Annotated in this window: 25 protein-coding genes and 1 tRNA gene; 4 read left to right on the top strand and 22 right to left on the bottom strand. The window is 62.9% G+C overall.

Features of this window, described 5'->3' with window-relative positions:
• Window positions 1-26 precede the first annotated feature (26 nt).
• A tRNA-Pro gene (locus E9232_RS31610) sits at window positions 27-103 on the top strand.
• On the opposite strand, the gene E9232_RS35880 is transcribed toward E9232_RS31610, so the two are convergent.
• Window positions 54-659, bottom strand: coding sequence for a tyrosine-type recombinase/integrase (locus E9232_RS35880; RefSeq protein WP_374710691.1), 606 nt, complete (start codon window positions 657-659; stop codon window positions 54-56). The two genes, E9232_RS31610 and E9232_RS35880, sit on opposite strands and share 50 nt — an antisense overlap.
• A gap of 15 nt (window positions 660-674) precedes the next feature.
• Here E9232_RS35880 and E9232_RS31605 point away from each other — a divergent pair, with 15 nt between their 5' ends.
• Window positions 675-1,136, top strand: a complete 462-nt coding sequence (locus E9232_RS31605) for a hypothetical protein (protein ID WP_309801096.1) — start codon at window positions 675-677, stop codon at window positions 1,134-1,136.
• On the opposite strand, the gene E9232_RS35875 is transcribed toward E9232_RS31605, so the two are convergent.
• The 19 genes from E9232_RS35875 to E9232_RS31515 all read right to left on the bottom strand — a co-directional run bounded on the left by E9232_RS35875 (window position 1,100) and on the right by E9232_RS31515 (window position 15,579).
• A complete protein-coding gene (locus E9232_RS35875; RefSeq protein WP_374710689.1) occupies window positions 1,100-1,438 on the bottom strand; it encodes a helix-turn-helix domain-containing protein in 339 nt (112 codons plus the stop codon). The genes E9232_RS31605 and E9232_RS35875 overlap by 37 nt on opposite strands.
• Window positions 1,439-1,895: 457 nt before the next feature.
• Window positions 1,896-2,234 carry a DUF736 domain-containing protein gene (locus E9232_RS31600; RefSeq protein WP_309801094.1) on the bottom strand — a complete coding sequence of 113 codons (339 nt, stop codon included), beginning with the start codon at window positions 2,232-2,234 and terminating at the stop codon, window positions 1,896-1,898.
• Window positions 2,235-2,264: 30 nt separating this feature from the next.
• The gene (locus tag E9232_RS31595) at window positions 2,265-2,672 is read right to left on the bottom strand and encodes a hypothetical protein (protein WP_309801092.1); all 408 of its coding nucleotides are present in this window, start codon (window positions 2,670-2,672) and stop codon (window positions 2,265-2,267) included.
• An 89-nt stretch (window positions 2,673-2,761) separates the two neighbouring features.
• A complete protein-coding gene (locus tag E9232_RS31590) occupies window positions 2,762-3,082 on the bottom strand; it encodes a hypothetical protein (protein WP_309801090.1) in 321 nt (106 codons plus the stop codon).
• A 41-nt stretch (window positions 3,083-3,123) separates the two neighbouring features.
• A complete protein-coding gene (locus E9232_RS31585; protein WP_309801087.1) occupies window positions 3,124-3,690 on the bottom strand; it encodes a hypothetical protein in 567 nt (188 codons plus the stop codon).
• 277 nt (window positions 3,691-3,967) lie between these two features.
• Window positions 3,968-4,366, bottom strand: a complete 399-nt coding sequence (locus E9232_RS31580; RefSeq protein WP_309801086.1) for a hypothetical protein — start codon at window positions 4,364-4,366, stop codon at window positions 3,968-3,970.
• Entirely contained in the window at window positions 4,363-5,247 is an 885-nt protein-coding gene (locus E9232_RS31575; protein ID WP_309801084.1) for a TraB/TrbI/VirB10 family type IV secretion system protein, read from the bottom strand. Before E9232_RS31575 ends, E9232_RS31580 begins: the two co-directional genes overlap by 4 nt.
• A complete protein-coding gene (locus tag E9232_RS31570; protein ID WP_309801083.1) occupies window positions 5,244-5,741 on the bottom strand; it encodes a hypothetical protein in 498 nt (165 codons plus the stop codon). The genes E9232_RS31575 and E9232_RS31570 overlap by 4 nt, the downstream gene beginning before the upstream one ends.
• Window positions 5,742-5,743: 2 nt before the next feature.
• Window positions 5,744-6,628, bottom strand: a complete 885-nt coding sequence (locus tag E9232_RS31565; protein WP_309801081.1) for a TrbG/VirB9 family P-type conjugative transfer protein — start codon at window positions 6,626-6,628, stop codon at window positions 5,744-5,746.
• A complete protein-coding gene (locus E9232_RS31560; RefSeq protein WP_309801080.1) occupies window positions 6,628-7,344 on the bottom strand; it encodes a hypothetical protein in 717 nt (238 codons plus the stop codon). Before E9232_RS31560 ends, E9232_RS31565 begins: the two co-directional genes overlap by 1 nt.
• Window positions 7,345-7,363: 19 nt before the next feature.
• Complete coding sequence (locus E9232_RS31555) at window positions 7,364-8,956, bottom strand: hypothetical protein (RefSeq protein ID WP_309801078.1); 1,593 nt, start codon at window positions 8,954-8,956, stop codon at window positions 7,364-7,366.
• Window positions 8,957-8,966: 10 nt separating this feature from the next.
• On the bottom strand, window positions 8,967-9,386 hold the full coding sequence (locus tag E9232_RS31550; protein WP_309801076.1) for a hypothetical protein: 420 nt from the start codon (window positions 9,384-9,386) through the stop codon (window positions 8,967-8,969).
• Window positions 9,383-10,393: a hypothetical protein gene (locus tag E9232_RS31545; RefSeq protein ID WP_309801074.1), complete on the bottom strand. Its 1,011-nt coding sequence runs from the start codon at window positions 10,391-10,393 to the stop codon at window positions 9,383-9,385. Before E9232_RS31545 ends, E9232_RS31550 begins: the two co-directional genes overlap by 4 nt.
• 14 nt (window positions 10,394-10,407) lie before the next feature.
• Window positions 10,408-11,007, bottom strand: a complete 600-nt coding sequence (locus E9232_RS31540) for a hypothetical protein (RefSeq protein WP_309801072.1) — start codon at window positions 11,005-11,007, stop codon at window positions 10,408-10,410.
• Window positions 11,008-11,010: 3 nt separating this feature from the next.
• Entirely contained in the window at window positions 11,011-11,832 is an 822-nt protein-coding gene (locus E9232_RS31535; protein ID WP_309801070.1) for a hypothetical protein, read from the bottom strand.
• An 11-nt stretch (window positions 11,833-11,843) separates the two neighbouring features.
• A complete protein-coding gene (locus tag E9232_RS31530; protein ID WP_309801068.1) occupies window positions 11,844-14,369 on the bottom strand; it encodes a VirB4 family type IV secretion system protein in 2,526 nt (841 codons plus the stop codon).
• 19 nt (window positions 14,370-14,388) lie between these two features.
• A complete protein-coding gene (locus tag E9232_RS31525) occupies window positions 14,389-14,790 on the bottom strand; it encodes a hypothetical protein (RefSeq protein ID WP_309801066.1) in 402 nt (133 codons plus the stop codon).
• A complete protein-coding gene (locus tag E9232_RS31520; RefSeq protein WP_309801063.1) occupies window positions 14,790-15,143 on the bottom strand; it encodes a hypothetical protein in 354 nt (117 codons plus the stop codon). Before E9232_RS31520 ends, E9232_RS31525 begins: the two co-directional genes overlap by 1 nt.
• Before the next feature lie 154 nt (window positions 15,144-15,297).
• On the bottom strand, window positions 15,298-15,579 hold the full coding sequence (locus E9232_RS31515) for a hypothetical protein (protein WP_309801061.1): 282 nt from the start codon (window positions 15,577-15,579) through the stop codon (window positions 15,298-15,300).
• A gap of 279 nt (window positions 15,580-15,858) precedes the next feature.
• Here E9232_RS31515 and E9232_RS31510 point away from each other — a divergent pair, with 279 nt between their 5' ends.
• Window positions 15,859-17,082 carry an FIST signal transduction protein gene (locus E9232_RS31510; RefSeq protein WP_309801059.1) on the top strand — a complete coding sequence of 408 codons (1,224 nt, stop codon included), beginning with the start codon at window positions 15,859-15,861 and terminating at the stop codon, window positions 17,080-17,082.
• Window positions 17,079-18,035: a hypothetical protein gene (locus E9232_RS31505; RefSeq protein ID WP_309801058.1), complete on the top strand. Its 957-nt coding sequence runs from the start codon at window positions 17,079-17,081 to the stop codon at window positions 18,033-18,035. The genes E9232_RS31510 and E9232_RS31505 overlap by 4 nt, the downstream gene beginning before the upstream one ends.
• A 184-nt stretch (window positions 18,036-18,219) precedes the next feature.
• Here E9232_RS31505 and E9232_RS31500 read toward each other — a convergent pair whose 3' ends face one another.
• Together E9232_RS31500 and E9232_RS31495 are read right to left on the bottom strand one after the other, a co-directional pair.
• A complete protein-coding gene (locus E9232_RS31500) occupies window positions 18,220-18,489 on the bottom strand; it encodes a hypothetical protein (protein ID WP_309801056.1) in 270 nt (89 codons plus the stop codon).
• Window positions 18,490-18,498: 9 nt separating this feature from the next.
• Window positions 18,499-19,575 (bottom strand): XRE family transcriptional regulator, encoded by a 1,077-nt coding sequence (locus E9232_RS31495; protein WP_309801055.1) that lies wholly within the window; start codon window positions 19,573-19,575, stop codon window positions 18,499-18,501.
• Window positions 19,576-19,578: the final 3 nt, after the last annotated feature.

The raw sequence follows: 19,578 nt of genomic DNA, 5'->3' as shown, positions 1-19,578 counted from the left end.
CGCTATAAGCCCAACCGCCGGTGCAACGGAGTGTAGCTCAGCCTGGTAGAGCGCTACGTTCGGGACGTAGAAGCCGGAGGTTCGAATCCTCTCACTCCGACCAGCACCGCAAGGCTTCCCGAGCCAGGCGAACCGATAGGTGGCACGCAACTGGCACGCGGTTGAGACATAGAACCGTCGGCTCGGTTTCCAAACTTCGCCTCCAGCTCCGCGAAATACGAATCTATAGCCTGAACCGCCTTGCTAAGGTAGTCCGGACTATATTTTGCGTACGATTCAGTGACCCGACCGGCTGCCTTGTGTCCAAGGAAGCCCTCTACCTCCCACTGCGGCACTCCCCTCCTCCGAAGCTCGGTCGCCATCGTGTGGCGCAGGCTATAGGGCGTGACGTCCTTTGGTAGTCGGGCTGCCCTCACTGCGGCTGCAAAGGAACGCTTGATGCTCCTTACCGGCTTCCCGAACCAGTTCACATAACGGATAACGTCGACCGCCTGCAGGTACGGGGCCAGAGTCGTAGTCAATGGTACGACGGGCCGATATTTCTTCGTCTGCCGACGGCCCGCCGGATTGAGTTCGATGAGACGGTCCGTGCGGCTCACCTGCGCCGGCGCCAGGTCGAGAATGGCATCCGGCCGGGCCAGTGTGTTCAGCCCGATCATACAGAACAGGAAGAGATGGGGCTGCTCGCACGCTGCAGTGAGCAGCCGGAACACCTGGTACATGTTGAGCACCGGCGCCTGTTCCTGATCGGACCGGTCGCGCTCGTCCATGACGAACGGCACGCTGGCGATCTCCTGTCGCTTCCAGGCGCGATTCAAAGCTGCCCGACCTACGGAGAGAACACGGGAGACATAGGCGTTCTTGTAGCCGCGATCCTTCAACCATGTGACGAATCCCTCCTGACGTGCGACTGTCAGGTCAGAGACGACGGCATTGCCCCAATGGTCATTCCAGAGCGCCAAAGCGATTTTCGCCTGAACGCTGCTTCGCATCCGTTTCGCATGGCCCTCCCAATACCGGACCAGAATCGTGGCCAGCGGTGTCTCGCCGGGCTTCTGATCCCGCATTCTGCCGAATTTGGTAACAAACTCGGCCAATCTCACTTCGGCTTCCCGAAGATCGCTTGTGCCAAGTGATGAGCGACGCGTGCTTCGCTTACCGCCGTCATAGTCGTACCAAGTCGCATACCAGTTCTCCGATTCTGGTCGCCTGGTAAGCCAGTGGCCTGCGATCTCACTGGTCCTGCTCTTTCGACGCATGCTCCAACCTTCTGATTTTCTTGGTATTCCACCAGATCAGCGTGGGTGTATCGCCACCGACCACTGATGAGCCTGGTCGATATCTCACCACGTTTCCGGATTCGGCGAAGCGTCGCCACCGAAACTCGTAATGCAGCTGCGGCTTCGTCCTCGAATAGCAGCGGAGGCAGATATTCCACAGCTGCACGCAGGCAATTTTCGGGTTCGCTAGTCACGTTCGGATAGCTCCGGGTGCTCGGCCGTCAACCCCGCTCGCCGTGCTCGGCCCCGGCCTTGCGCGCGGCTCCGCGCCCCTCCGGGGCCGCTGCGCGGGGGTTTGACCGCCTCCGCTCCCTGCGCATACTGGCTGCCACGGCAGGACGGTCCAGACCGTCCTGCCGTCGCAGGACCCTCAGGCGACGGGAACGGACCGGGATGACGCCTCAAGCACCCGATCGAGGCTGGCGCCAGCGGCGCTACGAGCTGCGTCACGGCCGCACCACGCCCCGAGGTATCTCCTCGATTTCCTGCAAGAGACCTTGAACCAGTTGATGCAGGGAGGCTCGATTGAGACGATCGATCGGACCATTCTTATCGTGGACTTGGATCGCAGGTGCATCCTGGCCGCCAGTTCCTGGCGCACAAACGGACAGCGAGTCAGGCATCATCGGCATACCGGGCTGGGACCCGCGACCAGACTAGGTCAAAGCGGGTCGACCGAAATTTGTTCTGAAAGAGGGCCGCATTGAGCGGCGCCGCCCAACTCGGATCGTCAAGGCGGATGGTATAGAAGACCGGCTTCCCACCCTCCTGCTTCGCCCAACCGGCGCCGATCTCCGCCCCATTCGAAAACGCGAGGAGGTCCGGCAGCTTGGAGTCGGCGTCCTCGACATCGGGATTGGGGATGAACTTGACGTCGATCTGAACCGTCAAGGTCGCGACCTTGCCTTCAAATATGCCGTCCTCGGTGCGGCTGAAGCTGCCTATGCGCTGCATGCTCGTTTCCTTCTGAGGTCAGATCCGGGCTTAGCTGGCGGCCTGGGATGCGATCGGTTGGGGCTGAGAGCGCCGCAGATCGGCAGGTCCATGCGAACGGCAGAAATTGGCTCCGGCGGTTCGGTAGACCGACGCTCTCTTGCAGACCGCGCACAGTGCCTCGCGATCGGGGCCCTGAAACATCGTCTCGGGCCGCCAGACGCCGTAGTGAAGGTCGTAGATGACGGTGACGAAGGCGTTGCCGATCCAGCCTGTTCGGATCCGCCGGAAGCATTGCGCCGTGGCGATCATCGCCTTGACGCGCCCGGCGCTGAGTGACGGATCCAGGACGCAGATCGAGCGGACATCACCGCGCATCGCGGCTTCATAGAGAGGGAGATCGTACAGCTCGTGGCGTCGGATCTGGGCGGCGCGCCAATTGGCTTCGATATAGGCCATGGACGTCCTTGGTTCGGCTTCAGGTGATGCAGGACCCGCGGGCCGCAGGCGGCAGCGGGCTGTGGCGAGCTGCAATGGGGCCTGTGTCTCTAGTCCTCGAGGAGGAGCAACCGGCGTTGCGCGACCAGGATCTCCATGACCGTGGGATTTGACTTTGCCTGCTGGCGGAGATCGGCGACGCGGTTCCAGGGGCCGAGATTCTCGATGACGTCATCGGGACAGTCCTCGGAATCGTAGTCAGGCCCAGCGAGGTAGAGCGGTGCTCGACGGCGCTGGCGGATCGCCTCATGCAACCGCACGACGAGCGCGAAGGCGTCCTTCCGGTCGCGCCAGTAGGCGTCGCTGCCGGGGATAAGCTGGTCTTGAACAAGCGCGCCGCCGGTCGACGGGCGGAGAATGGTGTCAGGCACGGCCTTGCTCCATTCGGATCGTCGGGTTTCGGGGGAGGCTGTCAGTAATAGATGCGGCCGGAATCGAAGGCGTCGGCCGTGCCGGGATAGAGGGTGAGCTGCATGAAGCGGCCGCCCTTCGGTGCAGTGACGCGCTGATAGCGGTAGAGGGTCACCCACTTGTACCGGCAGTTGCCGTCACGGCCGTAGCTGCCGACGCAGCGGTATTCCTGGTAGGCGGTCTTTCGGTAGCAACCGTCGGCCCGGGCGAGGATGAAATCGCCGTTGATGTCGGTGTAACCGCTTTCGGAGCTGGAGTCCCGACGCGCCAGGGTAAGGCCATCATCGCAATAGAAGTGCTGGCCGGTCCTGTAGTTGTAGTCGTCGTCGGTGAATGATGAACCGTCCGACATCGGGCAAGTGCCGATGGGCGACTTCCCGTCCAGCAGGCGCTGGATCATGTAGGCATGCGCGGATCCGCAGATCGCGACGCTCGGGAAACCGCCGGGGAGGCAGAGAAGGAGGGCGCAGTTGAGATTGACCCCGTCCTTCTCCTGGGCCCGAACCGCGTTGGTCGACACTGAGATGGACACGGTAGCGATCGCGGCGAGGAATACTCTCCAGAGCATGATCAACCTCCGGCGGGAGCGAGCGGGGTGGGTGCCGTTCCTCTCGGCCGGGGACGGACGACGAGAGGGGCGGACGGTCGCGGCAAGCTGCGCGTGAAGCGCGTCGAGGTTGCAGCGGCATCCAGCGAGCTGAACGATATCCGCGACGCCGGCGGCCGCTTGAAGCTGTCGCGCAGATCCGAAAAGTACGGTTGCGTGTCCAGGTCCTCGTAGTCGGGGTACTGCTGGGAGCAAGCGGCAAGGGCGAGAACGGCCAGGCCGACCATCACGGTGCGGATCACAGGCGCCCCCCCGACAGATCGAAGGTCACGAGGTGGATGGTGTCGTCGATGATCAGCCGGCGGCCGTCACCGAGGATCAGCAGCAGCGCCCGGGCGGCGCTGGTGAGTTCATTGGGCTTGGCAAAGGCGAGCGGTGAGACGGGTTCGGCAGCGATCGCAGGGGCGCTCTTGGGACATTGCCGGCAGTAGAGGACCAGGCTGTAGCCGCTGCCGTCCAGGATGTAGTCGGCAGCCTCGCCTACGGTGAAAGCATCGGCCGGGAGCGTCATGCGGACAGTCTGTGTGCGCAGATCCGGCTTCGGCGGCGTGACGGCGACGACGGGCACCGGCTTCGGCTGAGCGCAGGCGCCTAGAAGAAGCGCCGCGGCAGCACCGGCGAGGATTCCGGCCCTCATCGGCGCGGCCTCTGGAACGAATAACGCTCCGGTGCGCGCCAAACCGGGGCGATTGTCTCCCTCATGAAGAAAATGTTGACCGGGGCGCCGGGCCGGATCTCGACGGTAGGGACGAGCTGGGTGTAGCGCTCGAGGATCGCCTTGCCGTTGTCGCTGAGATTGCTGACGACCGTGTCGCGGATCCGGGAGGCGCTATCGACGCCCAGGGCTTCGGCAATCACGCCCGGGAGAGCGTCGGCTATGGAGCTGCCACCGACGGCCGCGGCCTGGATGTCGAAATGATAGTCGACCTTGTCCCGAACCCCGGCGATGCCGGAGCCGTCGAGCTGGTACTGCCCGATGAGCGGGATGGTCCGGGAATCCGGCAGAACGATCATCAGCGGCGTGAAGACGAGCCGGTTGTTGATCGGCTCATTGGGACCGGAGGAGCGCTGGGTCATGCCGACGACGGTCGAGCCGGTCGGCGCGATGATGGCGCTGCGGTCGATGTTCATCAACGGCTGGGTGAGGGTGGCGCGCCAGGGACCGGGGTAGTCGCTGTTGGCCATCATGTTGACGACGGCTGACGCGATCGTGCCGACGGCAATCTTCGCCGTGGGACCGTTGTAGCCGTAGGGGGTTGCGGTGACCGCATTGAAGCCGGTCGGCTTCGTCGGGTCCTCGCGTGACAGGTCCTCGGAAGGTGCCGGGGCGGAGCCCGGAGCCGGATCCGTCGCCGGCCCGCGGTCGGGCGGGCTCTGATCCGCTTGCGAGGCCTGGGCCTGCTGATTGAGGACGCCTTCGATCTCACGGCGAAGACCGTCGAGGCTGTCGCGAGGTTGTGCGATGGCGATCGCCGGAGCCATGAGGGCGAGGGCGGCCGCGGCCAGGTGGAACCTCATTTGCGCTTCCCTTCCTCAATGCGGCGGTTCAAATCCTGGATCTGACGGTTGAGGTCCTGGGACCGCTGTTCGTAGTTGGCGGCGGTGATCGGCTGCGCCTGGGCCTGCGCCTGGATCGGCGCGGGAGCAGGCTGCTCGCGGATGGGCGCAGACTTGACCGACATGCTCTTTCGCAGCTCCTGCATGGCCTCGATCTCGCCGGGGGCGAGGGCTGGCGTAGCGGGTGCTGGGGCGGGAGTTGCCGTCACGGCCGAACCACTCCGCTGCTTCTGCTGCTCGAATTCCTGGAGGAAGGTGTTCTGAGGGTCCTGGGCGGGCGCCTCGGGTTGGGCGGTCGCGGGAGTGCTGGCGATCTGCTTCGGGGTCTGCATCGCCATGCGGATGCCGACGCCCACGACGATGATGCCGAGCACGAGGATGACCGCGATGAGGCCCCGCTTGATGTGATCCGGCTTCTTGGCGCCGGAGGCCGGGGGGATCGTTTCGCCCGTCATCGTCAGAGCTTCCTGTCGATGCGGGCGAGGATCCCGGCGAAGCGGAGCTCGATCCGACGATGGAGGCCCTGGATCTCGTAGACGCCGGTCAGGTCGTTGTAGCTGTAGTTGAGGGCCATCGTCTGGTCGCCCTCGATGCCGACGACTGCCGGCGCGGTAAATGCGTCGCTGAGGATCCGGACATAGGTGTTGCGCCCGTCGTCATAGGCGGCGCTGATCTCGAATGGCGGTGGCGTTTCCGAATAGGACCAGGCGTAGGCAGTGTTCACGGAATACTTGAAGGCCGTGATCGCATCCCGCGCCTGCTTTGCGGCCGTGGTCGACAGCGCGTTGATCGTGGCCTGCTGCTGGCGGTTGAGCTGCGCGGTGCGCCTGCGCTGGTCCTCGCGCTCGATCTCGAGCCGCCGGCGCTCGTTGGTGAGGGCCAAGCGCTCGTTCTCAAGCGCCTGGAGCCTGTCGGCGGCGCCGGGATTGGGCCGGCTGTCAGCGATGGTCCAGCAGGTGGTTTCGGGCACCGTATCGGAATTGGTGAAGACGAAGTCGTAGGAACGACCGTCCACCGTGACGACGGAAACGCCAACGGTGCTGCCGGCGATCGTCGTCGTCTTCGGCCGGACCCATAGGGCGGTGCTCTGGCCCGTGGGGTTCGGAAAGTCGTCCCAGAGGGTGGGCGCGGAGTTGGACTGGTCAGCGATCGGCGATGGGAAGACCAGGCGGGTCGCAACCTGCGGGTGGGCAGGAAGCGTGATCCGCAGCTGGCCCCCGACATCGAGGACGCCGCAACTGGTGTACGTCGGGGTCGTGGCCTTTGCGGCGGCGGCTGGCTGCGCCTGGGCGGCGCCGATCGTGGCGAAAATGGAGATGATGGAAAGATAGAGGGCGCGCATCAGGATTTGTCCTCCCTGACGTCCTGCGACAGGATCTGGATGGCGAGAGGGTTGACCGCGAGGTATTCGAGGGTGAGCCCCTGGGATGCCTCGGAAGCGGGACGAAACGTCCAGTCGAGGTTCACGATTTTATTGTCCCGGGAGATGACACCTCCGCCCGAATCTCGCTGGGTGACGGTGATGAAAGCGGCGGTCTTGTAGACGGCCGCCTTGTTGCGCTCGGCGGGCGTCAGCAAGGTGTTGTCGATGGCGCGGACGACGACCTGAGACTGCGGGCAGGAGACGCAGGCCTCCTTTTCGCTAGCCTGCTGCGCTGCCTTGAAGTCGTTGAGGAACTTGTCAGCCTCGGCCGGGCCGAGATAGGTCGATGCGTTGCCGTAGTCGATCTTGATGGTCTGTGGCTGAACCCGGAAGCGCCAGGTCAGGTAGTTGGTGAGCGAGCTGAGAACGGCCCGGTCGAAGTAACGGTCGGCGTTCCCCCCATCGTCGATGTATTCAACCTTGGAATCGCCGTTGGGGCTGAGCTTCACCCAGGCTGTGCGCACGTTGTTGGCATAGGTGTCGACGACGCGAGTATAGGCGTTGACGACGACAAAGAGGGTTGCGCCGAGGATAATGCTGAGGACCAGCAGGGCGAGGTTGCTCCGGAGGTAGCGGGCGAGCTGCGTCGCGGTCCGGGTCTTGGCCAGCTTGTCCTGATAGGTGCTGTCGAGCACGGGATGGAGTCTCCTAAAGCTAGGACCTGGCGGGAGTGGTTGCGCCCGGCGTCGAGGCGGCCGGCGCCGGTCGTGGGGCGCGCAGCTGCGTGACGGAGCGGCTGACGAAGCCCGTGATGGTGTGGGACGTCCGGGAGATCTTGGAGGCGCCGGCGCTGGCCCAAGATGCCGCGATGCGCTGGGCCTGGAAGATCGCGACGATGCCGAAGAGCATGATCGCGATGATCAGAGCGGTGGCGAAAAGGCCGGAGACGGCGGTTTGACCTACGGACCCGGCCGAAAACGGAAGGTTGAAGGCCAATGCGACGAGTAGTGTGTTGGCAATGACAACGGCGTTGACGATCACGACGAAGATCGCGAGCGACAGCAGCTGGCGAAGCCAACCGGCGAAGATGAACTCGAGCTTGCCGGCCATCATGAACGGCACGGCGACAAGACCGACGAGCTTCAGGGCAAAGAAGCCGATGAGCGGCGCGATCGTCGCCCAGACGATCGCCAGCAGATAGGCAGCCTGAATGAAGAGGAAGGCGACTGCGAGGCCGGCGGCCGCCATGCTGCCTGACGTGCTGAGTGCCGCCCAGGCGCCGTCGCCGTCCCGGAACGTGATGTTGGTGGCGACCTTGATCAGGTAGGCCATTGGGGCGAACGCATCGTCGCTGCCAAGCGTCGCAGTCTGCAGCATCGTCGCGATGCCATAGGACGCCCAGCTGATGGCGGTTACGACCACGGCGTAGGTGAGGAACAGAGCCATGGCGAAGCCGGCGACAAGCGCCCGACCGAGTGTTATTGCCGCAGAAGCCCGGCCGATCGCGTAGGCTGCGAGGATCCAGGCGAAGTAGAGGACGGCGATCGCGGTCAAGATCAGCAGGGCGATCGAGTGGTACGCGCTGCCCTGTTGGGACAAGATGATGATCTTTCCGGCGACGGACTCGCTCAGCCTGTTAAGGGCGGCGGTAAAGGAAGCGATGGAGCCAAAGGCACCGCTCGATTCAGACTGACCGATGCCACCACCACCGCCGCCGCCAACGGGCGTGGGCGGCTGCTGCGGCGTGGTCTGGTTGCCCGTGATGTCGCCGATGTTGTAGCCGCCGCCCGACACCAGGTACTGGCAGATCGAGGTCCCGTAGCCGTCGCTGGTCTTATTGGGGCCGTCGCACGAATAGCCGTTGCGGATGAAGTTATCGAGCTTGCCGCCAGTGCCGCAGCCGAATTGACATGCCTTCAGGATCGAGGATTCGTCGATGATCCGGCAGACGCCGTTGTAACAAACCTCATGACCGATGGCGGAGGTCAGCCCGTTTTGCTGGGCCTTGCTCCACTCGTCCTGGGCATACTTCATGTAGGCGTCAAGCTGCGCCTTCGGATCGTTTAGGAAATCCTGCTTGGATCCGGAATAGTAGCGCTCAAGGGTTCCCGGGCAGAACTGAAACGCCCCGGCGCAGCCAAAGGTGTTCTCCGAGGTCCAGCCACCCTCGCTGCTGCTCACGGAGGCGAGATAGGCGGCGAGGTCTGGCGAAGCGCCGAGGCTGATGAACTCGTCGGCGGGAACGCCGGCGGTGGCCGGGGTCGTCAGCGTCAGCAGGGCGACGAAGGTGTGCCAGAAGCGCCGCACGTCCCGCTCCTCAAGGCAGCTGGATCACGCGATCGCAGGCGCGCAGCGCCTTCAGATCGCGGCGGATCGCATAGAAGTCCGGCGAGGAGCACAGCTGCTCGGAACTGATCAGCACGGTCCGATCACCCCCGGGCATCTGCAAGACGACGCGGACCGGGCAGTCCTGCGGTGTGTCGCAGAACCCGCGTCCGACCAGCTGCGAGATCACGATGGTGCCTCGAGGCGTCTGGATGCTCCCGGCGTAGATGTTGGAGCTGCCGGCGACAACATCCTTCACCTCGCGGTCGGACCAGATGCCGAGCGGATCAGTCCGGGTGTCCTGGGCGATCTTCTTCAGCGGGACCGGCAGGAAGGCCGGGTCTTGAGCGGCGGCCGCGCTTCCGGCGGCGGCCAGAGCGACGCCGAGGGCGATGGTGCGGAAATGGATCATCGCAGGATCCCCTTGGTGATGAGCTGGGCTGCAACTCGTGCAAAGCCTGAGGACAGGGCGTCGCTGCCGGACCATGCCGCGGCTATGCGTTGCGACTGGAAGATGGCGACCACGCCGAAGACCAGGACGGTGATGATCAACGTCGTGGCGAGAAGGCCCGACACGACGGTCTGCCCCACGAAGGTGGCGGAGAATGGGAGGTTGAAGCAGAAGGCGACCAGGACGACGTTCGCCATCATCACGGCGTTTACGATCAGAACGAACAGCACAAGCATGAAGAATTGGCGCAGCCATCCGTAGAAAATGAAATCGAGCTGGCCTGCGAACAGGAACGGTACCGTGATGAATCCGAGAACTTTGAGCGCAAAGAAATAGAAGATCGGCCAGAGCGTTGCCCAGGCGACCGCGAGCAAATACGTCGCCTGCACCAGCAGGAACACGACCGCGAAGAGCGCAAAGGTAAGGGAGTTTTCAATATGGCCGACCAGATCGTACCACGCAGTATCGCCGTTGAAGGTGATATTGGTCGCGACCTTGAACAGGTAGACCATCGGAGCGAAGGCATCATCCGATCCGAGGACGGCGAGCTGCAGCATCTTCACGATGCCGTATGGCGCTTCGCTGATCGCTTGGACCGTGACGCTGTAGGTCACGAAGATCGCCATGACGATCGCCGCGTAGACAAAGCTGCCGATCAGCTCGGCCCAATTCTTTCCCTGAAACTGGTATTTTGTGAGAGCGATCACCAAGTATATAGCGGCCAACCCCACCATGAACACCATAGCAATGCTGTAATAGCTGCTGCCGAATTGCGTAATTTGGTCGATCTTGCCGGTGATATCATTCCGGAACCGGTTGATGGTGGCCGTCCAGGCGCCGATGCTCTCGAAATTCCCGGTCGTATCGCCCTCGGCCGCCCAGCTGATGCGAGCTGCGGCCAGAGCTGCGACGCCGGCGACAGCGCCCGCGATGCAACTGGTGATGGTGCGAGCTGACAGGTGAGGCATCGGTGTCGACTCCGTCACTCGAAGAGAGAGTTGAACTGACGGAGGACGTCCGTCGCGCCGTCGAGAGGGCCACCTGATGGCGCAGCTGGGCGCTGACCGGCGCGGCAGTTCACTTCCCGACAGACGTCGGGATCAGCGATGTGCCCCCCCGGCAGATCGACGCCGATCCGGACGCCGCGTCGGGCAAGGATGTCGTGGACGCAGCGATACTCGAACTCGATGGTCTCGACGAAGAGCTGGCCGCGGCCCATCTGACCGGCACCGGAAAATCCGAGATAGCGAGCACGCGGGCGGAGGCGGGCCAGCTCGGCGGCCTCGGACCGCAGCGCCGCGTTGCCGAGTGAGGAATAGTTGGCCTGGCAGTAGGCGTCGGTACCAAGGATCCGCGGGTTGTCGCGTTCCATTTCCTGACGCTGCCGATCCTTGCAATCCAAGCGGGCCGCAATGTTGCCGCGCCTGCAGGCAGCTTCGGCCGCGCGCTCTATGCGCTGCTGCTCGGCAGCGTACCCGCGGTCGTAGACTCCGGGGGCATCGGCTCGGGCGCCAGAGGTGGCCGCAGAGGTCAGGAGGAAGACGGCCGCGGTGAGGCCGATGTGGTGGTGCTGCATCTTCATGGCCTATTGCCCGAAGCTGTCGAGCGAGACCGGCGTGTGCCGATCGGCGCGGATCCGGGCGAGTTCCTGCTGTCTGGCCAGTTGGGCCTCCAGCTCGCGCTTCTGCGCCTGGAGTTCGACCAAGCGACGTTGGACGGCCTCGGTCCGCATGGCGCGCAGCTCGCTCGTAACCTGCTCGAGCTGGTACCCCTGCTGGATCTGGACGCTGGTGCTGAGCTGGGCGGTGGCGGCCAGGTCGTTGTCGCCGAGGCTCGCCAGGGCGTCCGCCTTGGACGCCAGCGCCGCCTTCGCCTTTTCGCTCTGCTCGGCACTTTGATTGAGGCTCTGCGTGCTCTGCAAGATCGCCTTCTCGTCGTCGAGGAGAAGGCCGTTGTTGGACGTGAGGGAGCTGACCACCGCAGGGGATGCGCCAGCCTCCGAGAGAATCTGACGGATGTCGTCGTCGGTCCGCGGCAGATCGTAGAGCTGACCGAGTGCCTGGCGGGCCAACTGCTCGTAGTTCGAGGCGGTCGACTGGATGCCGTAGAACTCCTGCAGCACGGTCTTGGCGGCGTCGGTGTTCAGGAGAGCGCTATACTGGCGAAGCTCGTCCATGAGCCAGTCGAGGTTGCCGAGGCGTTTGGCGTTCTGAATCGCCTGGGCAGTCTGCTGGGCAAGCTGATCGAACTGGTCTTTCAAGGTCTGGAGCTGCTGCCGCAGCTGATCGAGCTGCTGGAGGTTGAGGCCGTTGGCGATCTCGTCGATCGTCGGCACGCCGGCGGCATGGACGACGGCGGTCGGCGTCGCCAGGGCGACGGCCGCGGCCAGGATGATGACCTTCTGCATGGCAATGCTCCTCATGCGGCCAGGCCCTCGATATGCGAGGTGCCGAGGTTCGGAATCTCCACGGCGGCCCGGGCGATGCCTTCGGTGAGGCCATGTTCGCGGATGAGCCGGTCGCGAAGGACGACCTCGCGAGGATGCGAGGTGTTGATCACATGCTGGGTTGGATCGACCCGCAGGATGATTGTCTTCCGGACACCGATGTCAGGCTGAACGATGTAGGCCTGTCGCTTCGGGATCAGGCTCTGGATCGCGGCGACATCCCATTCGGTGAGGGGGAAGGTCTGCCGGTATTGATCCGGGTCCATGCTCGGGTCGGCCATGAAGAAGAACGTGCTGGCGGCCGCGCGGACCGTGGACCACTCCGGGATCCGGGCATACTCAATCGCGGATTGGCTCCAGAGCGAGACGCCGGCGCCGTTCTTGCCCCAGGTGCGGATCCTGTGGACGAGCGTGTCGCGGAAGTATGGAATCGCCAGGAGATGATGGGCTTCATCGATCTCCAGGAGCTTCGGAACGGAGCGGGTCTCGGGATCCTCAAACGATCGGGTGACCCGGTAGAACAGATCGAAGAGAACCGGTCGAAGGACCTGTTCGACGTCCCGGAAGCGGCCGAGGTTCCATGTCGAGATCGACTTGTTGAGCGGTCCGATCGCGTCGATATCGGCATTGAGGATCCCGTCATAGAGACCGCGGGACATCCATCGCTCGAACTTCGCCCGGGTGTGGTGGCTCATATGCCGGAAGAGGGTCGGCAGGGTCCGCATCGCCGGATCCGGCATCGACATCACCGCCCGGATCGAGCGGTCGAGGTCCCTCTGCTCGTCGCGGTCGAGCCGGCGGTGTTCCTCGGCGGCATTGGCCTGCAGCAACAGGTGCAGCAGCTGCGTCAGGTAGGCGGCGAAGCTCAGGTCCTCGACGCCGTCGACCTGAGATACGAAGGGGTTGATGCCGCCGCCTTCGCCCAGCTCGAGATAACCCCGGCCGCCCTCGGAAAAGACATCGCAGACGCACTTGCCGCCGGGATCGATGTCGATCGAGCGGAGATAGCCGCAATACTTGAGGAAGTGGCTGGCAACCGAGTTCTTCAGAAAGGTTTTGCCGGACCGGATCGGGCCGACACCGATGACGAAGCTGCGGCCGCCCACGAACGAGCTGTAGTAGAATGGCTCCCCGGTCGTGGTTTCGAAGATGAAGGTCGCCTCCTCGCCTCCGAGGTCGGCGACGATCGGTTGGCCGAGGTGCGTCTTCAGAGTGAGCGACAGGAGCCCATGACGGGAGGAAGCAATGGTGGTCCGGCGCTTTGAGGCGCCGGCACCGCCCGGCTGAATCGAGCGGAACGCGAAGGGCAGTCCAACCCCTTCCCAAGCCAAGCTGAACCCGCGGTTGGCGAAGGACCCATTGAATTCGCGCACCAGGTCCGAGATTGCCTCGGGGCTTTCGTGGGGGAGGACGATCGCCGTGAATGCCGTGCCCCAACGGTCCTTGCGGGCTTCGGCCGCCTCGATAGCGGTAAGCTTCTCGGTGTGCTTTGGCCGTCGCTCGTCCGCGATCGTGGTGGTCTCGCCCTTCAGCATCGCGACCAGGTTGATGCGGGTGCGCTCCAGAGCGTTCCGGGCCGCCGTGAATTTTGCAGCCTTCGCCAGCTCGCTCAGGGGCTCGAAGTGGTGAACGAGGATGTAGTCCCCCTTGCGTCGAAGAGGGGCGTCGGCCCCGGCGGAAAGCCAACCAAGGGGTTCGGCCGGCGAGCCGGTGACTGAGGCGATGCGGGCGTATCGCGTCACATCGCCATGCAGTTTCAGAAAGGTGCGGTCCCGGATTTCCGCCATCTCGATGTCGCCTGAGGGCAGCCGGATATCGAGATCGTCGTCCGGCATCGGCAAGCGGGAACGGGCCTCGTCCGTGAGGTGAGCCGGATCGAAGGTGGCGAGGTAGCGCATGAGCGACCACATCTCGGGCTGGTCGATGATCCGCGCGTCGCCGATCTTGCCCCACAGGGCGGCGATGGTGTCGAGGGAATCAGTGGCGTTGCGCGCGAGCTGGGTCATGCCCTCGCGGCTGAGAATGGTTGCCGACGGGCTGCGGAGGCGGGTGAGGAGCTTCCTGCGGCGCTCGGTCTCGAACAGGCCGCCTGCAAGATTGTCCTGAAGTTCGCCCCAAAAGGAGGAGGTCGCGGCGGCGGGGTCCGCGAATTCATAGACATGGAAGAGGAATGATCGGGCAAGGCCTCGATCATTCAGGAATCGCTCGCGCGCCTTGGAAATGGAATGGCTGAGGGCATTCGTCCGGTCGCGGATCCGGACCGGCACCCGGTCGAGATGGATGTAGTATTGGGTGACGCTGGATCCCAGCGGCAGGTGCTCGGCGACCTGGCCGGCGACGAGTGCGACATGTGCAAGGTCCCCGTGGGTCAAGGAATCGAAATCGGCGCCGCCGACTGCGACGCCCGCCAGAAGGGATCCTCGCTTGGTCACCGCGAAGCGGTCGCCATACGGGGCGAAGACAGGGAATGCTTCGGTGATGTCCTGTTCCTTGCGCATGTCGTCATCCCGTCCGGTGTCAGCCGCCGACGCCGGCGCCCGAGAAGCCGAGATCGCCCATGTAGGTCGCGAGGTTGAGCATGATCAGGCCGCCGATCAGGCCCCGGACGACCCAACCCATGAACCCTTCGCGGGGCACGAAGACCCACACCGCAATCCCGATCGCGATCGAGACGGCGATCACCGCGACGGCCCAAGGGCCGGTGGCGAAGGTCACCCACTTCTGAAAGAGGCTGGTGAGAAGCGTCGTGCCTTGGTTGCCGGCAGCGACCGTGCCGATATTGACCTGCTTTTGCGCGACTGCGCTGGTGGTGTAGAGGGCGGCCGCCGCCGCGGTCGTTGTACCGGCAACAAGGCGGCCGATGTATCCGCCGAGGCGGGGCAGCAAAGAACGTCCGGTCATGGTGGATGTCATCTCCATCAGTTGGTCCAAAGGAACGGCCGGCGCTTCGCGCCGACGATCCATCCGTTGCACCAAGGGGGGCGGAGGCGAGCGAGCCAGATGTCCAAGGCATCCGGGTCGCGCCCGTGCATCAACAACAGCGTCGGCAGACCGATGACGGCGAGAACGGCCCCGAGAACGACACTGATGCCGATCGCCATCAGGCCGCATGCAAGCGCAAAGGTCACAAGATGTTTGGCGGGCGCTCCGAGGATCGTTCCGCCGCTACGCAGCTCATCGCTGCCGACGGGGAAACGAGACCCGGCGGCGCTCATGGGAGACTGCTCGAAATAGCGGGCTTCGCCACCTCTGTGCAGGGTGTGGCTGCCCATTCGCCGGACATGTTAATGTCCGCCGTCGTCAGACGTGCCATTGCCTAATCCGCTGGTGGGTTTGAGGACAGGCCGGTCGGTGTGCTGGAGACACCCGACCGGCCACCTATGCGTGTGGGTGAGATGCTGTGTCGGTTCGGCGCCTCCTCCGTCGTTAGTCCAGAAGAGCGGAAAGGGCCGCTTCAAGCGTCGCCGACACCACACGTCGACCGCTGAAGTCCTCTGTCACGAAGCCGCCCGTTTCCGAGGGGTAGATGATCCATTCGGGCGGCATCCCTTCATCACGGGTGCCGAGGGGGCCGAAGACCTCCACCACCCGGTGTTCGTCTTCGCCCGCAAGAGAGGCGGGAACCGCCACGAGGTGACGCCCGCTCTCGCCGCCACTCCAAGCCTTGGCCACCCCGACCTCAGCATCGCTGAGAACCCGGTCATCCATCCAGGCGGCAGCTCCCTCAGGATCCTCCTGCCACATACGGAACAGTCGGGGGCCTTTCGGCTCGCTCCGTAAGGTGCGACGATATTCCTGAATCCCCATCACCTGCTGCCTTATGGTCTTTCGGGAACCGTCGCGTTTACACAAATCGCGACGGCTTGTAGATCATGTTATGAGGAGAAAAATCGAAAAACGCAACCCCCTCTTGATCGTTTTCGCAGTTTAAGGAAGGGTCTCCTACGGATGATTCAGGACCGGCGATGCAAGGAGCGGCGCGTATAAATGAACCAAATCGCCACAAAATTGATGAAAACCGCATTCGCTCGGTCAACAGACGGCGCCAAGGCCGCTGAAAAATGCATCCAGGACCTAGGTTCCATCGACCCGAAGATGCTGCTGGTATTCTGTGGCGGCAAACTCGACGGCCAGTCTGTTCTTAACGCATTCCAGAATCGGTACGGCTGTATACCAATCGTCGGTGGCGCGGCTTCTGGCGGCATCGTGCATTCGCAGTTTGGCTATTCCGGCCTGGAACTTGCCGTCCTGGCCATCACGGACCCGGAATTTGTGCCGGCGGTTTTCAGCGAACCCGATCTGCGCCAGGGTGAGTATACCGTAGCCAAACGGCTAGGAAAAAAGGTCGCTGCCAACATCGAACGTGGCGACACCGTGCTTCTGTTTTTTGACAGCGTGGCCTCTGCATCTCCGCCGCGGCTGCACCATGCAACCCCCATCGTGCGAGGCTTCTATGATGGCTGCGGATCCATTCAGCCGAAGCTGATCGGCGGCGGGACCCTGACGGACCTGAATTTCTCGGGGGGATGGGTATATGACGGCTCAAGCGTACGCCATCACGCCCTAGTGGCTCTTGCTTGGCCCCCGTCCGTCACCGTAGACACCTTCGTTATGCACGGGTGTGTGCCAGCCAGCAGCTTCCTGACGATCACGCGGATGGAAGGGGCTGAGGTGTTCGAGTTGGACGGCCGGCCCGCTCTGCAGGTGCTGGAACAGCAGTTTGGCGTATCTTTCACCCATGGCGAGGAGAGTCGAGCCCTCACGCTGCTCGCAACCTTGGGCCAAAAGCAGGGCGATCCGTACGCGCCCTACGACGAAAACGCCTATGTGAACCGGCTTCTGCTGACATGCGATCCGAATTCCGGTTCCGTGACCCTTTTTGAACCTGACTTCCAAGAGGGCGCGAGGGTGCAAATTATGGGCCGAGACGCCAGCTTTATGCTGGATTCCGTTCGAACGGGGGTCGCTGCCGCAAATAGGGTTATCGAGCGGGGCGATAGTCTGGTATCGATCTACATCAATTGCGCGGGGAGAGCTTCCGTTCTTTCTGGCTCGCCAGAAGAGGAAACGGCTGTGTTGACGCAAAGTCTGGATGCAAACATTCCTTTGATCGGATTCTATTCCGGAGTCGAGATCGCACCGTTCGAAAATGCGCTTCCCCGCGCTCTAGATTGGACTGGCCTTCTTGCGATCCTGCGGTATCGAGCGTGACTGAAAGCGACCCAAGAACGGAACAATTGCAAAGGGAGTTAGACTATCTCCGCAGGGAGCTGAATACCCTTGGCACGCGCTACCGGCGGCTCGAGGCACAGAGCGCTGAGAATTTCCGCGAATCAATGCGAAGCCGAACCCTGGCCCGCTTGGTCTGGGAGATATTCCTGGCAACCCGTAGCGCGACACCAGACGAATTAGCGCAGTCAACTCTGACGATCATCGGCGAAAACATGATCTGTGACAGGGTGGCTCTGCTGAAGGAGTGCTCGGCCGACACAGGTTGTTTCAAGCTCTGCAAGCTGGTCGGCCTCGGCCAGGATCAGGCGCCGCCGGCGACCCTCAAGATCCAACGCCCGCCCGAATTCATGCTCACCAGGGGCGACCAAGGTCGGCTGGAATCTGCTGCAGCTGCCGTCAGGAGCTATCTCGGGACGCCGTACATCCTCTGGACCTATGATCGGGCGTCCGGGTACGCGCTCATCGCTGGTAATTTCCAGGAGACCAACGTTCACCGCCCGTTCGAAGAAAGCGACCGCGACTTGCTGGACCGGGCATTGGCGCTCTACGTCGACCTGGTGGGCCGGCATCGGGAAGCGGAGGCAGGTGACGACGCGCCGCCGCCGCCAGCGGGGGCCGACGAGTTCCTTCTGACCACCAACGGTCCAGGCCTCCAGGAGGCCGATATCAAACGCCACCTCCGCGACGGAGGACGCATTCTGAAAGTCGTTGTCGTCGAGAAGGTCGAAGACGACGTGCGGATCTTCACCCCGTTTTTCGCAACGTCGTGGCGCCCCGGATATTCGATCCTGCGGACGTGGAAGGGAAAGGCGGACAAAACCTATAAGGACCTCTCGATCCTGGTCAGCTTCGTTCGAGCAACGTGCCACTATGACGGACCAGTGACGGTCTACAGCGAAGCCGCCCCGGAAGTCCGCAGCCTGGTGCGATAGGGCGCGCGCTGTACTCTCGGCCGCATCGTCGGCGCCAAGCTCCGGCCGCTGCCACGCCCGTGGGGCATGGCCCTGGAGCGGTCGCCGCGCGCCGCGGCCGCCGTGATCGGCATCAGCCAGCGGGCCGCCAAATGCGCCGCAGGAATCCTCAACCCGGACGAGAGAGGCTCGCGCCACTAAAGCGCTAGTCAAGAAGACTTCTAACCACCAGCGTTACGATTGACGAAAGTACAGCGATCAGGTTGCCAATGATCCATTGCATCCGAACGCTGTTCCGATCGCTGAGCGTCGCCCGCAATTCAGCATTGTCCTTGCTGATCTCCGACCGAAAAACGGCGTTATCCTTGCCGATCTCCGTTCGAAGGCGACCAACCACTTCCGTAAACCGCTTGGCGATCTTGTCACCGAGCGCGTCGGTCTGCTCCCTCACATATTTATGCTTAGCGTCAAGCATTTTGTTCACTTACATGACGAGTCGCAACCGTGGACCCGGCGTCTGCCCCCCGATATCCCCATAGAGCCGCGAGAACTCTCGCTCATACATTGGAACAAACTTCGTCAGATCAGTAAGTGTATAGCCCAGGTCCTTGATATGCGCGTTGATGATACTCGAAATCACCATCGGATGTTCTCGTTCGAAATCGAGTTCTGGCGGTTCCCGAAGTCTCCATCCACGCTGACTAATACGCTGCATTAAATACCGATACTGATTCTGATCGGTATATCCAAGATCCTTAGACCGCCGAAGAAGCGCCTGCATTGACACCCGCCATTCAGGCTTAAGTGCTGCCAACAGTTCTAATGTGATCCGTCTCCCGGCAAAGTACGGGTGAATATCGGCGGCCGGCATCAAAAACTCCGAGGCAAACTCGTTCGCCTCTGGCTCCATCGAGGGCGTTGGGAACCGATGTTCAACAAGGTGCCCCAATTCATGCGCGAGAGTGAACCTCATGCGATCCGCTGGATGATCGGCATTGATCAAGATTAATGGTGGCTGCCCAGGCACCCTGAACGTCATGCCACTCACCGATGCCCCGCCGAAGTCAGACAGCCCCACGACGGCGCCAGCGCGCTCGACAACGGCCGTCAAATTCTTGATCGGCCCAGGCGGCAGATTCCAATGCGCGCGAAGCAAAGCCGCCACCTTCTGAGGCGATCCGTAGCTCTCTACATCCAAAAATGGAAGTTCATGGGTTGGCTTGAAATCCACAGCCTCCAGAAAACGCCGAAGCTGCATCGCACGAATGTTCAATTCCGCCGTCACCATATCAAGATCACGGGCGGTAACATCGGCCTTTGCTCTCGGCATCGGATGGACACTCACAGGAGGTCCATAAACTGGCTCCTTGAGGTCAAAGAACTCTTTCGGGATATCGTAGACGCGCGCCGCCTTCGACAATAGCGCCCCATCAGGCTCAGCAACCCCATTCTCAAATCGAGATAGGACGGGCTGCGGAATCCCAAGTTGGCTGGACGCCGCCTTCTGCGTGAATCCCAGTCGCTGCCGCGCGAGGCGCAGCATATCACCGACGCTGGACATGTC

Origin of the sequence: Inquilinus ginsengisoli (assembly GCF_031453975.1) — a bacterium.
Classification (GTDB): domain Bacteria; phylum Pseudomonadota; class Alphaproteobacteria; order DSM-16000; family Inquilinaceae; genus Inquilinus; species Inquilinus ginsengisoli_A.
Note: the sequence above shows the minus strand (reverse complement) of the source record. Positions and strands in the feature narration are given on the sequence as shown.

What these genes read in the sequence shown, in the direction of transcription:
- E9232_RS35880 (WP_374710691.1), bottom strand. Translation starts at nt 659, where the DNA reads ATGATCGGGCTGAACACACTGGCCCGGCCGGATGCCATTCTCGACCTG.
- E9232_RS31605 (WP_309801096.1), top strand. Translation starts at nt 675, where the DNA reads ATGGGGCTGCTCGCACGCTGCAGTGAGCAGCCGGAACACCTGGTACAT.
- E9232_RS31600 (WP_309801094.1), bottom strand. Translation starts at nt 2,234, where the DNA reads ATGCAGCGCATAGGCAGCTTCAGCCGCACCGAGGACGGCATATTTGAA.
- E9232_RS31595 (WP_309801092.1), bottom strand. Translation starts at nt 2,672, where the DNA reads ATGGCCTATATCGAAGCCAATTGGCGCGCCGCCCAGATCCGACGCCAC.
- E9232_RS31585 (WP_309801087.1), bottom strand. Translation starts at nt 3,690, where the DNA reads ATGCTCTGGAGAGTATTCCTCGCCGCGATCGCTACCGTGTCCATCTCA.
- E9232_RS31580 (WP_309801086.1), bottom strand. Translation starts at nt 4,366, where the DNA reads ATGAGGGCCGGAATCCTCGCCGGTGCTGCCGCGGCGCTTCTTCTAGGC.
- E9232_RS31575 (WP_309801084.1), bottom strand. Translation starts at nt 5,247, where the DNA reads ATGAGGTTCCACCTGGCCGCGGCCGCCCTCGCCCTCATGGCTCCGGCG.
- E9232_RS31570 (WP_309801083.1), bottom strand. Translation starts at nt 5,741, where the DNA reads ATGACGGGCGAAACGATCCCCCCGGCCTCCGGCGCCAAGAAGCCGGAT.
- E9232_RS31565 (WP_309801081.1), bottom strand. Translation starts at nt 6,628, where the DNA reads ATGCGCGCCCTCTATCTTTCCATCATCTCCATTTTCGCCACGATCGGC.
- E9232_RS31550 (WP_309801076.1), bottom strand. Translation starts at nt 9,386, where the DNA reads ATGATCCATTTCCGCACCATCGCCCTCGGCGTCGCTCTGGCCGCCGCC.
- E9232_RS31545 (WP_309801074.1), bottom strand. Translation starts at nt 10,393, where the DNA reads ATGCCTCACCTGTCAGCTCGCACCATCACCAGTTGCATCGCGGGCGCT.
- E9232_RS31540 (WP_309801072.1), bottom strand. Translation starts at nt 11,007, where the DNA reads ATGAAGATGCAGCACCACCACATCGGCCTCACCGCGGCCGTCTTCCTC.
- E9232_RS31535 (WP_309801070.1), bottom strand. Translation starts at nt 11,832, where the DNA reads ATGCAGAAGGTCATCATCCTGGCCGCGGCCGTCGCCCTGGCGACGCCG.
- E9232_RS31530 (WP_309801068.1), bottom strand. Translation starts at nt 14,369, where the DNA reads ATGCGCAAGGAACAGGACATCACCGAAGCATTCCCTGTCTTCGCCCCG.
- E9232_RS31525 (WP_309801066.1), bottom strand. Translation starts at nt 14,790, where the DNA reads ATGGAGATGACATCCACCATGACCGGACGTTCTTTGCTGCCCCGCCTC.
- E9232_RS31520 (WP_309801063.1), bottom strand. Translation starts at nt 15,143, where the DNA reads ATGGGCAGCCACACCCTGCACAGAGGTGGCGAAGCCCGCTATTTCGAG.
- E9232_RS31515 (WP_309801061.1), bottom strand. Translation starts at nt 15,579, where the DNA reads ATGGATGACCGGGTTCTCAGCGATGCTGAGGTCGGGGTGGCCAAGGCT.
- E9232_RS31510 (WP_309801059.1), top strand. Translation starts at nt 15,859, where the DNA reads ATGAACCAAATCGCCACAAAATTGATGAAAACCGCATTCGCTCGGTCA.
- E9232_RS31500 (WP_309801056.1), bottom strand. Translation starts at nt 18,489, where the DNA reads ATGCTTGACGCTAAGCATAAATATGTGAGGGAGCAGACCGACGCGCTC.
- E9232_RS31495 (WP_309801055.1), bottom strand. Translation starts at nt 19,575, where the DNA reads ATGTCCAGCGTCGGTGATATGCTGCGCCTCGCGCGGCAGCGACTGGGA.